The organism is Ruegeria sp. HKCCA4008 (genome assembly GCF_013033125.1).
Classification (GTDB): domain Bacteria; phylum Pseudomonadota; class Alphaproteobacteria; order Rhodobacterales; family Rhodobacteraceae; genus Ruegeria.
Window position 1 is genome coordinate 21942 of sequence record NZ_WQDM01000012.1, and the last position, 14688, is coordinate 36629.

General features: G+C 59.1%; 14 protein-coding genes. 9 read left to right on the forward strand and 5 right to left on the reverse strand.

Annotated elements, in window-relative coordinates; genetic code table 11:
* Window positions 1–3: 3 nt before the first annotated feature.
* Together GOW60_RS19275 and rnr are read left to right on the forward strand one after the other, a co-directional pair.
* Window positions 4–579 carry a TIGR04282 family arsenosugar biosynthesis glycosyltransferase gene (locus GOW60_RS19275; RefSeq protein ID WP_171230560.1) on the forward strand — a complete coding sequence of 192 codons (576 nt, stop codon included), beginning with the start codon at window positions 4–6 and terminating at the stop codon, window positions 577–579.
* 47 nt (window positions 580–626) lie between these two features.
* Window positions 627–2885, forward strand: coding sequence for a ribonuclease R (gene rnr / locus GOW60_RS19280; protein ID WP_171230561.1), 2259 nt, complete (start codon window positions 627–629; stop codon window positions 2883–2885).
* Here the strand turns inward: rnr and GOW60_RS19285 are convergent.
* A complete protein-coding gene (locus tag GOW60_RS19285) occupies window positions 2876–3262 on the reverse strand; it encodes a DUF1801 domain-containing protein (RefSeq protein ID WP_171230562.1) in 387 nt (128 codons plus the stop codon). The two genes, rnr and GOW60_RS19285, sit on opposite strands and share 10 nt — an antisense overlap.
* Window positions 3259–3957 carry a glutathione S-transferase family protein gene (locus tag GOW60_RS19290; protein WP_171230563.1) on the reverse strand — a complete coding sequence of 233 codons (699 nt, stop codon included), beginning with the start codon at window positions 3955–3957 and terminating at the stop codon, window positions 3259–3261. Before GOW60_RS19290 ends, GOW60_RS19285 begins: the two co-directional genes overlap by 4 nt.
* An 85-nt stretch (window positions 3958–4042) precedes the next feature.
* Between GOW60_RS19290 and GOW60_RS19295 the strand changes: the two genes are divergently transcribed.
* A complete protein-coding gene (locus tag GOW60_RS19295) occupies window positions 4043–4756 on the forward strand; it encodes a YafY family protein (RefSeq protein ID WP_171230564.1) in 714 nt (237 codons plus the stop codon).
* Between the two features lie 62 nt (window positions 4757–4818).
* Window positions 4819–6135 (forward strand): lytic murein transglycosylase, encoded by a 1317-nt coding sequence (locus tag GOW60_RS19300; protein WP_171230565.1) that lies wholly within the window; start codon window positions 4819–4821, stop codon window positions 6133–6135.
* A gap of 54 nt (window positions 6136–6189) precedes the next feature.
* On the opposite strand, the gene GOW60_RS19305 is transcribed toward GOW60_RS19300, so the two are convergent.
* Window positions 6190–7587 carry an aspartate aminotransferase family protein gene (locus tag GOW60_RS19305; protein WP_171230566.1) on the reverse strand — a complete coding sequence of 466 codons (1398 nt, stop codon included), beginning with the start codon at window positions 7585–7587 and terminating at the stop codon, window positions 6190–6192.
* A 77-nt stretch (window positions 7588–7664) separates the two neighbouring features.
* Complete coding sequence (locus GOW60_RS19310; protein WP_171230567.1) at window positions 7665–8348, reverse strand: GntR family transcriptional regulator; 684 nt, start codon at window positions 8346–8348, stop codon at window positions 7665–7667.
* Between the two features lie 140 nt (window positions 8349–8488).
* Here GOW60_RS19310 and GOW60_RS19315 point away from each other — a divergent pair, with 140 nt between their 5' ends.
* The 5 genes from GOW60_RS19315 to GOW60_RS19335 all read left to right on the forward strand — a co-directional run bounded on the left by GOW60_RS19315 (window position 8489) and on the right by GOW60_RS19335 (window position 13780).
* Window positions 8489–9574: a polyamine ABC transporter substrate-binding protein gene (locus tag GOW60_RS19315; RefSeq protein WP_171230568.1), complete on the forward strand. Its 1086-nt coding sequence runs from the start codon at window positions 8489–8491 to the stop codon at window positions 9572–9574.
* Between the two features lie 75 nt (window positions 9575–9649).
* Window positions 9650–10777 (forward strand): ABC transporter ATP-binding protein, encoded by a 1128-nt coding sequence (locus GOW60_RS19320; RefSeq protein ID WP_171205253.1) that lies wholly within the window; start codon window positions 9650–9652, stop codon window positions 10775–10777.
* On the forward strand, window positions 10777–11667 hold the full coding sequence (locus GOW60_RS19325) for an ABC transporter permease subunit (RefSeq protein ID WP_171230569.1): 891 nt from the start codon (window positions 10777–10779) through the stop codon (window positions 11665–11667). The genes GOW60_RS19320 and GOW60_RS19325 overlap by 1 nt, the downstream gene beginning before the upstream one ends.
* Window positions 11664–12482, forward strand: a complete 819-nt coding sequence (locus GOW60_RS19330) for an ABC transporter permease (protein ID WP_152459300.1) — start codon at window positions 11664–11666, stop codon at window positions 12480–12482. The genes GOW60_RS19325 and GOW60_RS19330 overlap by 4 nt, the downstream gene beginning before the upstream one ends.
* Window positions 12479–13780 (forward strand): FAD-binding oxidoreductase, encoded by a 1302-nt coding sequence (locus tag GOW60_RS19335; RefSeq protein WP_171230570.1) that lies wholly within the window; start codon window positions 12479–12481, stop codon window positions 13778–13780. Before GOW60_RS19330 ends, GOW60_RS19335 begins: the two co-directional genes overlap by 4 nt.
* 9 nt (window positions 13781–13789) lie before the next feature.
* On the opposite strand, the gene GOW60_RS19340 is transcribed toward GOW60_RS19335, so the two are convergent.
* Window positions 13790–14656, reverse strand: a complete 867-nt coding sequence (locus tag GOW60_RS19340; protein WP_171230571.1) for an aminoglycoside phosphotransferase family protein — start codon at window positions 14654–14656, stop codon at window positions 13790–13792.
* Between the last annotated feature and the right edge of the window lie 32 nt (window positions 14657–14688).

Consider the following 14688-nt stretch of genomic DNA (forward strand, 5'->3'; position numbering starts at 1 on the left):
TCCATGCAGCGCACATTGGTGATCATGGTGAAGGAACCTCAACCGGGCCGCGTCAAAACGCGGCTTGGGCGAGAAGTCGGCATGGTCGCGGCGGCGTGGTGGTTTCGGCACCAGACCCGGACCTTGATCCGGCGGCTGCGTGATCCCCGTTGGCGTATCGTTTTGGCCGTCTCACCCGATCAGCAGGGTCTGAACAGCCGGGTATGGCCTGCGGACCTGCCGCGCGCCGCGCAGGGGCGTGGGGACCTGGGGGATCGCATGGGGCGGATGCTGCGCGGGATGCCCAAGGGGCCGGTTTGTCTGATCGGTGCGGATATTCCGGGCATTTCGCGCCGCCATATTGCCCGTGCTTTCGACGCATTGGGGCGTTCTCAGATGGTGTTTGGGCCAGCACCGGATGGTGGCTATTGGCTGATCGGCGCGCAACGATATGCGGCCTTGCCGGCAAGTCTGTTCCAAAACGTGCGCTGGTCGACGGAACACGCATTGGCTGACACGCTGGCCTCGATTTCTGGCGGTCGGGTGTCATTGCTTGATCAGCTGCGCGATGTGGATACGGTTGCCGATCTTGAACCCTGAGGCTTTTTGGTCATGACGCGGTCGCAAACGCGTGCTAGGCCGGACGTATGACTCGCATCCCTACCAAGCAGGAGGTCCTGGACTGGATCTCGGCGAACCCCACCCTGACCTCAAAACGCGATATCGCCAAAGCCTTTGGCATCAAGGGCGCGGATCGGATTGATCTGAAACGTATCCTCAAAGAGCTTGAGGCCGAAGGCCATCTTGAGAAGCGCAAGCGCAGTTACCGCGACCCGGACCGCCTGCCGCCGGTCAGCGTGTTGCAGGTAAAGGCGCCGAATGCCGATGGCGACCTGTTCGCGCGGCCGCTGGAATGGCATGGCGAGGGGGTCGAGCCCATCGTTCTGATCATTGCTCGCGCCAGCGACCCGGCGCTGGGCGAAGGTGATCGCATACTGGCTCGTCTGACCGTGGTGCATGAGGAAGATCACAATTACGAAGCCCGCCTGATCCGCCGTATCGGAACGAACCCTCGGAAAATCGTGGGTATCTTCCGCAAAGGGGCCGAAGGCGGGCGGATCGTGCCTATCGACAAGGCCGGATCGACCGAATGGCTGGTGGCCGAAGGCGCTGCGCTGGGCGCCCGGGATGGCGAACTTGTCGAGGCTGAACAAGCCGGGCCGAAAAACCGCATGGGGCTGCCACGCGCGCGCATCGTAGAACGGCTGGGCGATCCGACTGCGCCCAAGGCCGTTTCGTTGATCGCGATCCATCAACACGGCATCCCGGATGATTTCCCCGACAAGGTGATTGCCGAGGCCGACAAGGCCAAACCTGTCGGCCTGAAAGGGCGCGAGGATCTGCGGGATATGCCTTTGCTGACGATCGATCCCTCGGACGCGCGCGATCATGACGACGCCTGTTATGCCCATGCTGATGACGACCCGAAAAACCCGGGCGGTCATGTGATCTGGGTCGCCATTGCCGATGTCGCCGCCTATGTGCGGCCTGGTTCTGCGCTGGACCGCGAGGCGCGAAAGCGCGGCAATTCCAGCTATTTCCCCGACCGCGTCGTGCCGATGCTGCCCGACCGTCTGTCGGGTGATCTGTGTTCGCTGCATGAAGGCGTGCCGCGCGCCTGTATCGCGGTGCGGATGCAGATCGACGCGGATGGCAACAAGCTCGGTCACCGGTTCGTGCGCGGTCTGATGCGCTCGGCCGCGTCCCTGAACTATGCCGAGGTGCAAGAGGCTATCGACGGTACCCCCAATGACCGCACCGGGCCGCTGCTGGAGGGCGTTCTGAAGCCGCTTTATGCTGCATATGCCGCGCTGAAAAAGGCCCGTGCTGATCGCCAGCCGCTGGAGTTGGACCTGCCGGAGCGCAAGATCGTTCTGAACGACAAGGGCGAGGTCGAAAGCGTGGCCTTCCGCGAGCGGCTCGACGCGCACCGGCTGATCGAGGAATTCATGATCCTGGCCAACGTGGCCGCCGCCGAGACGCTGATCGCCAAGCGCAGCCCGCTGCTGTTCCGGGTGCACGAAGAACCCGCGCCCGAAAAGCTGGAAAGCCTGCGCGAGACGGCGCAGGCCGCCGGGCTGAATCTGGTCAAGGGGCAGGTGCTGCAAACCCGTCACCTGAACGCGCTGCTGAATGCCGCCGCCGGCACCGAGGATGCCGAGCTGATCAATCTCAGCACCTTGCGGTCGATGGCGCAGGCCTATTACAGCCCGGAAAACTTCGGCCATTTCGGGCTGGCGCTGCGCAATTACGCGCATTTCACCTCGCCCATCCGGCGCTATGCCGACCTGATCGTGCACCGGGCGCTGATCTCGGCCCATGGCTGGGGCAAGGACGGGCTGACCGAGGACGAAATTGCCCGGCTCGAAGAAACGGCCACGCATATTTCGGATACCGAACGCCGCTCGATGATGGCCGAGCGCGATACGACCGACCGCTATCTGGCGGCCTATCTCAGCGAACGTGTGGGCAACGAATTCACCGGGCGGATCAGTGGCATTGCCCGGTTCGGGGCTTTCGTGAAAATGGACGAAACGGGCGCGGATGGCCTGGTGCCGGTGCGGTCTTTGGGGCGCGAGTTCTTCCATTTTGATCGAGAGGCCGGAACGCTGATGGGCTCGGATTCTGGGCTGATCATCGCCATCGGCCAGCGGGTCACGGTGAGGCTGACCGAAGCGACACCTGTGACCGGCGGGTTGGAGCTGGAACTGCTGTCCATCGACGATCAGGCCCTGCCGCGCGGGCGCGGGCCCGCCAAGCGGTCGACGCGACGCAAGGCCGCCAGCACCAAGCGCAAGAAGGACAAGATCAAGCGCAAGGTCGAACGCAAGCGCCGTCAAAGGTGATAGGTCAGCGCCCGGGCAATCAGCCAGCCATGGCGGGTTTCATCGATCTGGCTCGGGTCATCGAACAGAATGGCCCGGTTCCCGTCAATCCGGTCCTCGCCCGGAAAGGCCGTGGTGAAATCACCGATCAATCGGCTTTGGCAGTGTACGAACAGTGCGAAATCCGCGGATTTGTGAGCCCCCAGCCGGATCGTTGATCCTTTGGGGGCAAGATAGGCGGGTTGGCCCCAGCGCAGCTCTTCTCGCAATGGATTGGCGGCGGGCAGAGACTCTGCTGTGTTCAGTATCAGATCGCGAAGCGCCAGCGCCGCCGCGCGTGCTTGCGGGGGCATGGCTTCAAAGGCCGAGGCGACCGAGGGGTCATCAAAAGGTGTCATGCAATCGGTATCGCCTGTTCCATCCGGTCCACGTAACTGTTCAACAGACTATCCTGTTTGATCCTGCGGGTCAGTGGGGTATCGGCAGGCGTTGCGCGCATGGCGGCGAGCATTGGGCCGACGCTCATATCTGCTGAAGTCGGTTGATCCGCCAGCAGGAAGCGGGATTGCCACAGATGGGCCGAGATTGCCTCGAGATCGCGTTCGACCCGGTCCAGGCGCTCGGGCAACGAGAACCGGCCGATCCCTTGTGACGTGATCCCTTTCAGAACGGATTTTCGGATCGCATTGGACGCCGGCTTTCGGATCAGAGCCGGAATTTCGGTGAAAAAGGTTTCGCGAAGGATCGGCCAGACCTCGTCATTTCCCCAGCGGTCCAGAACGATGTGGAAATACAGATGCTCTTCGGCCATGCGTACCAGCGCGCGGGATTGCGCTTTTTCCACATCCGAAAGCCCCTGATCGAACTCCGCCCCCTTCTGTTCCAGCCAATCGCGGATCAGATCGCTGTCTGGTATCAACCGCTCTGGCGTGCGCAGCACTGGCAGTTTTTGATGCGGCATCCTGCGCGGGTCAAGCATGTCCGAACGCTGCCAGACCTGACCGGAGTGCTGAAGCATCAAGGCTGTCTTGACGCAGAACGGACTGGCGCTGAACAGTCCGAAGGCGGAAGGATAGGTGAGAAGGGTCAGCATCGCATGGCTCCGTGTTTTTGACGTGCCGAATGAGTAAACCGGCCTGATGACAGTTTTTGTCATTAGGGATAGGTTAGGGTTCATCATGTCCCGCACCGCCCGATTGTTCCAACTGATGCAAGCCCTGCGTTCTGGCCCATCGCCCAGAACGTCTGAACAACTGGCGCAGGATCTGGGTGTGTCTGCCAGAACGATACACAGGGATATTGACGCGCTGCGTGGTCTGGGGGCCGTTATTGACGGTGAGGCAGGGTTTGGGTTCACTCTGATCGAAGATGCGACATTGCCGCCATTGGGTTTCACCGATGACGAGCTTGAGGCCCTGGTTCTTGGCCTGCGCGAAGTTCAGGTGATTGGTGATCCGGCCTTGTCAGATGCAGCCAGCGCCGCCCTGCGGAAACTGCAGGGGCGATTGCCACAGCGACAGTCCCATCGGCTGAGCCACGCGGTTCTGGCGGCAACGCGGTTCAATCGCCCGCCCGCGCCGACCATCGACGTGGCCATTTTGCGGCAGGCGACGTGGGACGAACGCGCGGTCGAGTTCTCGTATACGGACGCAAAAGGCGATGCCACACATAGACGGGTCAACCCGCTGAGCATCGTCTATATGGATCGATCAAATGTGTTGCTCGGCTGGTGCCACCTGAGACAGGATTTTCGCGTCTTCCGGTTGGATCGCATGCAGGACATGTCCGTGACAGATCAAAGCTTTAGACCGAGCCGGGTGCCCATGCTGCGCGAAGTTTTGGCGCAAATCCGCGCAGCGCACGACGCGCAAGAACGCGATGAGGGTGCCTGAGACTTTGTGATTCGCCGATTTTGCGCTACTCTGAGGCCGAGCAGTAATCAGGAAAAATCGGAATGCAAAAATGCGTAGGCGGCGTCATGACCGTCGCATTGTGGGCATCCATGGTGCAGGCGGACATATCAGAAAAAACGACTTGGCCAGACAGTGCAGTGTCCGGCAAAACGATACAGCTGGTCTCGGCGGATGTGGCGGTTTCGATCCGTCCGGTCCCGCGCCCGGCGGTTGAGGCTTTGCGGGTGTCCGCGGCCGTGACCGCACGGTTTCAGGCCTGGCTCGGCGCGTTTCAGGAGCGCGCGAAGCAGCAGGGTATATCGGAAAGAACATTGAACAGGGTGTTCTCGGACATGATCTTTGACGAGGACATCCTGAAACGAGACCGCAATCAGGCTGAATTTTCGAAACCGATCTGGGAGTATCTGGATTCCGCCGTCTCGGACACGCGCGTTTCCAATGGTCGTGCCGTGATGCAACGACATCGGCAAGTGTTGCAGCAAATCGAGGCGGAATATGGCGTTGAAAAGGAAGTGGTCACGGCGATCTGGGGGCTGGAAACATCATTCGGCTCTTATCGTGGCAGCAACCGGACGCTGAGTTCTTTGGCGACACTGGCCTTTGATGCACGGCGGGCGCAGTTCTTTGAAACGCAGTTGATCGCCGCCCTGAGGATCGTGCAGGCAGGTGATGTCAGCGCCAAAAACATGCTGGGCAGCTGGGCAGGTGCGATGGGGCACACGCAGTTCATGCCAACCTCGTATCTGGATCACGCGGTTGATTTCGATGGCGATGGTCGGCGTGACATCTGGTCGGATGATCCGACGGATGCGCTGGCCTCGGCCGCGTCCTATCTGGCGCGGCACGGCTGGAAAAAGGGGCAGCCCTGGGGCGTCGAGGTGCGCCTGCCCGAAGGGTTCGACTATGCCACCGCCAAACGGGACTACACCCTGCTGCCGTCAGAATGGGCGGCGCGCGGCGTGGTGGGGCGTGACGGCAAACCGGTCCCGGATCACGGGCAAGCCGCAATCCTTTTGCCCGCCGGGGGGCAGGGCGTGGCGCTGATGATTTTCGACAATTTCAGCGTGATCGAGGCCTATAACGGCGCCGACGCTTACGTGATCGGTATCGGGCACCTGTCCGACCGGCTTGCGGGTGGCGCACCGTTTCAGTCCGACTGGCCCCGAGGTGAACGGGCGCTGAGCTTCACCGAGAAGAAAGAGCTGCAAACCCGCCTGACTGATGCGGGGTTCGATACAAAGGGTATCGATGGACGCACCGGGCCGAACACCATCAATGCGGTTCGCGCCTACCAATTGGCGCAGGGTTTGGTGCCGGACGGCTATCCAACTGCGACACTTTTGGAGCGGCTGCGATGAACGATAAGAGGCGACCCAGACGGGCCGCCCCTTTGTAGAAGCCTTTTTCTGAACTCAGGATGCGGCTTTCATCAGCTCCTGAGCGATGATTTCCGCCTGTGCTTCGTCCAGCGATTTGTAAATCCGCACGAACATCTCGTCGATATCCGCCGGGGTCAGGATCAGCGGCGGCGAGATGATCATGCGGTCGCCCACATGGCGCATGATCAGATTGTTGGCAAAGCAACGGTCGCGGCAGATATAGCCGACCGTTCCGGGCTCGGACGCGAACTTGGCGCGGCTGGCTTTGTCGGGTGTCAGAGCGATGGAGGCCATCATTCCGACGATCTTCGCCTCACCCACCAGCGGGTGATCGGCCAGCGCCTCCCATTTCTGTTTCAGATAGGGGGCGGCAACATCGCGCACATGCTCGACGATCTTCTCTTCTTCCAAAATGCGCAGATTCTCAAGCGCCACGGCAGCGGCGACGGGGTGGCCGGAATAGGTGTAACCGTGGTTGAATTCCGTCCCGCCGATCACTTCGGCGATCTCGTCATTCACGATGGACCCGCCGATCGGCGCATAGCCCGAGCTGAGCCCCTTGGCGATGGTCATGATATGCGGCTTGATGCCCACGGTTTGCGATCCGAACCAATTGCCGGTTCGACCGAACCCACAGATCACCTCGTCTGCAATCAACAGGATATCGTATTTGTCGCAGATGCGCTGAATTTCCGGCCAGTAGGTATCGGGCGCCACGATCACGCCGCCTGCACCCTGAACCGGCTCGGCGATGAAGGCCGCGACACGGTCCTCGCCCAGCTCCTGTATGGCCTCTTCCAGCTCGCGCGCGCGGGCCAGGCCGAATTCCTCGGGCGACATGTCGCCGCCTTCGGCCCACCAGTTGGGTTGGTTGATGTGGTGAATGTTCGGGATCGGAATGCCGCCCTGCGCGTGCATGCCTGCCATGCCGCCCAGCGAAGCCGACCCGACGGAAGACCCGTGATACGCGTTTTTCCTGCTGATGATGATATTTTTTTCCGGCTGCCCCTTCTCGGCCCAGTATGTGCGCACGAGGCGGATATTGGTGTCGTTTGCCTCGGACCCGCCAGCTGCGAAAAAGACATGGTTCAGATCACCTGGTGCCAGTTCGGCGATTTTGGCCGCCAGTGCGATTGCCGGCACATGGGTCGTCTTGAAGAAGGTGTTGTAGTAGGGCAGTTCGCGCATCTGACGCGCCGCGACATCGGCCAGCTCATCGCGGCCATAACCGATATTGACGCACCAAAGACCTGCCATTGCGTCCAGGATTTCCTCACCTTCGCTGTCGGTCAGGTAAACCCCGCTGGCGCGTGTAATCACGCGGGCCCCTTCCTGCCCCAGCGCACCATTGGCCGAGAAAGGATGGATGTGATGCGCCGCATCCAGCGCCTGCAATTCGGCGGTCGGCATATGGTTGGTTATGGTGGACATCGGAGAATCTCCTACAAGAACGCGGTTGCGGATCACAATATGATCAAATTCATCGCTGTCAATCGAATCAGGCTGAGTTAAGCGGAAGTCAGGGCGTCCGACATCAATTCCATACCTTGCTCAATGTCCTGAGCCGTTGCCTTTGCCGCTTTTTCGGCGTCGCCTTCACGCAAGGCGGAAATGATATCCTTGTGCCGATCCGGCAGGCTTTGAGTCCCGAATCGACCACACACGACACGCAGCGAAGGGCCGAACCGCAACCAAAGCCTTTCGGCGAGATCACTGAGAATCGGTGCGTTTGCATGAGAGTACAGCGTTTCGTGGAACGCCTGGTTCAGACGCAGATATCCGCCCACATCCCCGTCGGCAATCATACGGTCCAAATGCGTATCGAGCCGCTCAAGATGATCGATGTCCTCGGCTTGCAAATTCGACGTCGCGCGCCTTGAAAGCTCTGATTCTATTGAGGTTCTGGCAAAGATCATTTCCTGAATATCGCCCGGGGACAGTAGCGGCACGCTTACACGCCGATTGCCCTGGAACACCAATGCCCCGTCCGAGATCAACCGGCGGATGGCTTCGCGCACCGGTGTCATGCCAACACCCAGCGAATCAGTCAGGCCCTGGATCGTGACAGGCTGGCCCGGAACCAATTCGCCGAATAGGATCTGTGATCTGAGCGTTTGATAAACCTGCTCATGCGCGGGCTGTTTCCCTTTGTCGATTGTCGACGTAGATGCCTTATTTTTGATCAAATCCAATTGGTTCTTCCCATTTCGACTAACCCTGACTTGTCAGGTGACAGACCTCGTGAAACCATACGCTGGATCGAGGAAAAACGCAAAACTTGATCAAATCCAAAAAAACGGGAAAATAGCCGTACACTTGCAGGGAGAAGAATATGACAATCAAAACGCTGACCATGACAGCGGTCATCGCATTGGGGACTTCGGCGGCATTCGCCGAAGAGGTGCGTGTTTACAACTGGTCCGACTACATCGACGAAGAATTGCTGAGCAAATTCGAGGAAGAAACCGGCCTGACTCTGATCTACGATGTGTTCGACAGCAATGAGGTTCTGGAAACCAAGATGCTGGCCGGTGGTTCGGGATACGATGTGGTGGTGCCTACGGCCGACTTTATGCAAAGGCAGATTCAGGCGGGTGTTTACCAAAAATTGGACAAATCCCAATTGCCCAATTTGAAAAACATGTGGGACGTCATCGAAGAAAGGACATCCAGATACGATCCCGGGAACGAGTATTCGATTAACTATATGTGGGGAACCACGGGGCTCGGCATCAATGTCAACAAAGTGAAAGAGGTGTTGGGTGAAGACGCTCCGCTAAACAGCATGGACTTGGTCCTAAAGCCCGAGAACATGGAAAAACTAGCTTCTTGTGGAGTGCATTTTTTAGATGCTCCCACAGAGATTATTCCAATGGTCCTACAGTATTTGGGAGAAGATCCCGATAGTTCCGATCCAGAAGTTATTGCTAAGGCGGAAGCACCTTTGTTGTCTGTACGTCCTTACATTCAGAAATTTCACAGCTCGGAATATGTTAATGCTTTGGCAAATGGCGAAATCTGTGTTGCCGTCGGTTGGTCGGGCGATGTTCTACAATCTCGGGATCGTGCTATCGAGGCGGACAACGGTGTGGAGATAGCCTACAACGCTTTCGCAGAAGGCTCTCTCATGTGGTCTGACCAGATGGCAATTCCTGCCGACGCGCCGAATCCGGAAGGTGCGCATAAGTTTCTGAACTTCATAATGGATGCGCAAAATATGGCGGCAGCCTCGAACTACGTTTACTACGCCAACGGCAACAAAGCGTCTCAGGAGTTCCTTGTTGAAGATGTAATCGGTGATCCAGCCATTTACCCAACAGAGGAAACAATGAACAACCTCTACACTAAATCGCCCTACCCCGCGAAAACACAGCGGGTCGTGACGCGCCTGTGGACCAAGGTCAAATCGGGCACCTGATCCGGTCAAAAGTGCGGGGCGGTCTGGCGATCGCCCCGCCGCACTATTGTCCAAACTGACCATGCGGGGGCTGCTTTGAGTTCTGACGTTTTTGCGCCGTGGAATGACCCACAGGCGAAACCCTTGATCCAGTTCCAGAACGTGACCAAGCGCTTTGGCGAGTTCACGGCGATCGACAACCTGTCTCTGGATATTTTCGAACGTGAGTTTTTTGCCCTGCTAGGCCCTTCAGGGTGCGGCAAAACAACGATGATGCGGATGCTGGCCGGGTTCGAGACCCCGACCGAAGGCCATATCCTGCTGGGCGGGCAGGATATCGACCCCATCCCGCCGAACAAGCGGGCCGTGAACATGATGTTCCAGTCCTATGCCCTGTTCCCGCATCTGAGTGTCTGGGAAAACATCGCTTTCGGTCTGCGACGGGACAACATGCCCAAGCACGATCTGGAAGACCGGGTCGAAGAGATGCTGCGCCTGACCCGGCTGGAACAGTTCGCCCGTCGCAAACCGCATCAGATCTCGGGCGGTCAGAGGCAGCGCGTCGCACTGGCGCGCTCGTTGGCCAAAGCGCCCAAGCTTCTGCTGCTGGATGAACCGCTGGGCGCGTTGGACAAGAAGCTGCGTCAGGATACCCAGTTCGAATTGATGGATATCCAGGAAAAGACTGGCACCACCTTTGTCATCGTCACCCATGATCAGGAAGAGGCGATGACAGTTGCCACCCGCGTCGCGGTGATGGATCAGGGCCAGTTAAAGCAAGTGGCCACCCCGGATCGGATCTATGAAAACCCTGAATCTGTCTATGTCGCTGACTTCATCGGAGATGTGAACATCATCGAAGGCCGCGCGACGCCATCCGGAGAGGACGCCTATCAGATCGATTGGGCCGAAGGTCAGGCCCCGTTCACGGCGTCTTCGCCTGCCGGTTTCTCAGACGGTCAGCCCTGCCATCTGGCGATCCGCCCCGAGAAAGTGACGATCTCTGCCGAACGGCCCGTCGATGCGGTCAACGCCGTGCAGGGCAAGGTTCACGACATTGCCTATCTGGGCAATCTGTCCACCTATCACGTTGAATTGGCAAACGGCACAATCATCAAGGCTCAGACGGCCAACACCCGCCGCATCTCGCGCCGTTCTTTCACCTGGGAAGACCCGGTCTGGCTGTCCTGGACAGCCACGGCCGCGGTTCTGTTGGCCAACTGATGCGCCGCGCCGTTCTGATCGCCATTCCTTACGTCTGGCTGTTGGCCCTGTTTCTGGTGCCGTTCTTCATCGTTCTGAAGATTTCGCTGTCGGATACCGCGCTTGCCATCCCGCCCTATACTCCGACTTTGGACCTGTCAGCCGGTTGGGCGGGGATAAAGGAGTTTTTCAGCCAGCTTGATCTGGAGAATTATGTCTGGCTGACCGAGGACGACCTGTATTGGAAAGCCTACCTGTCCAGCGTCAAGATCGCTTTGATTTCGACATTCCTGACACTGCTGGTGGGCTATCCCATTGCCTACGGCATGGCCCGCGCGCCTCAGGAATGGCGACCGACACTGATGATGCTGGTCATCCTGCCCTTCTGGACCTCGTTCCTGATCCGGGTTTACGCCTGGATGGGCATTCTGTCGAACGAAGGGTACCTCAACCAGATATTGCTGTGGACCGGTGTCATCTCGACCCCGCTGACGATCCTGAACACGTCAACTGCCGTCTATATCGGCATCGTCTACACCTATCTGCCTTTCATGATCCTGCCGATCTATTCTGCGTTGGAACGGTTGGACGGATCATTGATCGAAGCGGCCGAGGATCTGGGGTGTTCCCGTTTGCAGGCCTTCTGGCTGGTGACCATCCCGCTGTCCAAACCCGGTATCATTGCAGGGTGTTTCCTGGTGATGATCCCCGTGATCGGTGAATTCGTGATCCCATCTCTTCTGGGGGGTTCCGGTACGCTGATGATCGGCAAGGTTCTGTGGGAAGAGTTCTTTTCGAACCGTGACTGGCCGGTGGCAAGTGCGGTGGCCATCGTGCTGCTGCTGATCCTTGTCATTCCCATCGTGCTGTTCCAGCGCAACCAGCAGAAGCAGGCGGAGGCCGAGGGATGAACAGATTGAGCTGGTTCAACACGGTTTCGCTGACGCTGGGTTTTGCGTTTCTGTACATCCCGATGATCATCCTGATCGTCTTCAGCTTCAACGAAAGCAAGCTGGTCACGGTCTGGGCCGGGTTTTCGACGAAATGGTACGGAGAGCTGCTTCGGAACGAAGCGTTCCTTGATGCTGCCTGGGTCACGATCCGGGTCGCGGTCTTTTCGTCGACGCTGGCGACAATTCTGGGAACGGCTGCCGCTTATGTGCTGGTCCGCAGCGGGCGTTTCTTTGGCCGGACACTGTTTTCCGGCATGATCTATGCACCGCTGGTCATGCCCGAAGTGATCACCGGCCTGTCGCTGCTTTTGCTGTTTATCGGCATCGGCCTGGATCGGGGTATTCTGACCATCGTTCTGGCGCATACGACCTTTTCGATGTGTTTCGTTTCCGTTGTCGTATCCTCGCGCCTCATCACCTTTGACCGGTCGCTGGAAGAGGCTGCGCTGGACCTTGGGTGTTCGCCCGCGCAAGCCTTCCGTCTTGTCACCCTGCCGATCATCGCACCTGCTGTAATCTCGGGCTGGTTGCTGGCCTTCACCTTGTCACTTGATGATCTGGTGATTGCATCCTTCACTTCGGGGCCGTCAGCGACGACATTGCCGATCAAGATATTCTCGGCCGTGCGCCTTGGCGTCAGCCCGGAAATCAACGCGTTGTCGACGATCATGATCGCTGTGGTGACGGTCGGGGTAATCACGGCCTCGCTTGTGACCAAACGCGCGATGGTACGTCAGCAGCAGGACGAAATGGCCGCAGCGCGCACCGAATGAAGCGGGTTTTTCCAGACTACGCCTATGGCAGCGAACCTCGCGACGGCTGTTGGTGGGACGAAACTGTTGCCAGCCCGGATTGGCCAGAGTTCCAAGGCGACATGCATGTGGATGTGGCCGTCATTGGCGGCGGATTTACAGGCGTTTCGGCTGCCCTGCATTTGGCTGAAAATGCTTCGGTTGCGGTGTTCGAAGCCGGCGCACCGGGGTGGGGTGCCTCGGGCCGCAATGGCGGGTTTTGCTGTCTAGGCGGGTCAAAACTTGGCCACGCATCCATGCAGCGCCGATTTGGCCGCGACGCCGCTTTGGACTATGCGGCAGCGGAACAGGAATCGGTCCGACTGGTCGCCGATCTGCTGGCACGACATCAGATCGATGCGGATACGCACTCCAGCGGGGAAACCCAGCTGGCGCATTCCAGGCGGGCGATGGACATGCTGCGCCGCAATGCCGACGAGGCGGGAACCCTGCACGAAGCCAGAGACCTGCCCGCGAAGGGCATGGGTGGCGCGTTTCATGGTGGATACACATCGCCGGTTGGTTTCGGGTTGAACCCTCGCAAATACCTGTTTGGGATTGCCCGAGCCGCCGAAGCAATGGGCGCGTATCTGTTCCGGAATTCCCCGGTTCTGAGCGTTGAAAAAACGGCGTCCGGCTTTGTGTTGCAAACACAGAGCGGGACAGTCAAAGCGCAGGCGGTTTTGGTGTGTACCAACGGCTATTCCAGCGAGGATATCCCGGCCTGGATGTCCGGACGATACATGCCTGCTCAGTCGACCGTCATGGTAACGCGACCCCTTGGTCGAACCGAGCAGATGGCACAGGGATGGACATCGGATCAGATGTGCTATGATACGCGCAATCTGTTGCACTATTTCCGCCTGATGCCGGACGGGCGCTTTCTGTTTGGTATGCGGGGCGGCCTGCGGTCATCGGCCGAGGCTGAAGCAGCCATTCGGCGAAAGGTTCAGCAGGATTTCAAACGTATGTTTCCTGCTTGGTCGACGGTCGAGGTCACTCATATCTGGTCCGGTTTGGTCTGCCTGTCACGGGCCCTGACACCATTTGTCGGCCCCGTTCCGGATCAACCGGGGATGTTCGCCGGTTTTGCATATCACGGCAACGGCGTCGCCAAGGGCACGTATTGCGGTCGAGCATTGGCGCGGTTGGTTCTGGGGCAGGACGCCAGGCTGCCGGTCGTGATGACGCAAACACCGGGTCGGTTTCCTTTGGGTCGCTGGCGCCGTGTGCTCATGCCGCCAGCCTACGCCATGCTGGCGCTGGCCGACCTGCGATGAGGCGGGGCGTTACAGAATTGCGGTTTCCAAGTTCAACCCTGTCGCGTAATCGGGCGCACCACTTTCAGCGCGCCAGAGGCAATACGTCGCCATGCGCCACGCATACCATGGCCTGAGCTGTTCATAGCGCGCGACGATTTCGGGCCTGCCGTAGGCCGAAAGAAACTGGTCTTCCTCTTTCTTCGACAGCGGTGAGCCTCGGTAAAGCTGCTGCATTGCAGGCGACAAAAACAGCGCAAGGTCTTCGCAGGGATCGCCCAGGGCCGGGCATTGCCAATCGATCAAGGTCAGACCGCCAGTCGCAACCAGGATATTGCCTGCCACGGGGTCGCCATGGATCAGGCACGTCTGTTGCGCGGGTGCGACCGAATTTGAAGGTTGCAATTCGGCGAGTCTGTCGCGCCCGTTTGACGTACAGCCTTGCAGAATTCTGTTTCCATGAGCGCGCAAGTCTGCGCTGCCATTGCATCCGGCTGGCGCCCGGACGGCAATGGGCAGGGTATGAAGCTTGCGCAGCAAGGCGCCAACCTGGGCTGAATCCTGCCGCCAGGGGGTTCCGGGGGCGTGGTCGTAAAACACCCAACGGGCTTCATCGTATTGCCCTGTGGCCCGCAGCCTTGGCACGAAACCCGTGGTGCCAAGCGCCTTCAGGCATTGGGCCTCCAACTCTGCATCATTGCGAAACAAAGGATTGCGCAATGCCGTGCTGTAAAGTTTCAGGACTTTGTCACTGTCGCGGCCCTTGACCTTCCACACCCTGTTGGTGCGCCCGCCGTACAAGGTCTCGAACCGAGGATGCGCGTTGACCAATCCTTGCGCGTGAAGATGGTCAACCAGATCACGAGGGGGGGCAGGCAAGTCGGGCAGAGGTTCCATCACTTCTTATGGCGAGTCGATTTGCCAAGGTT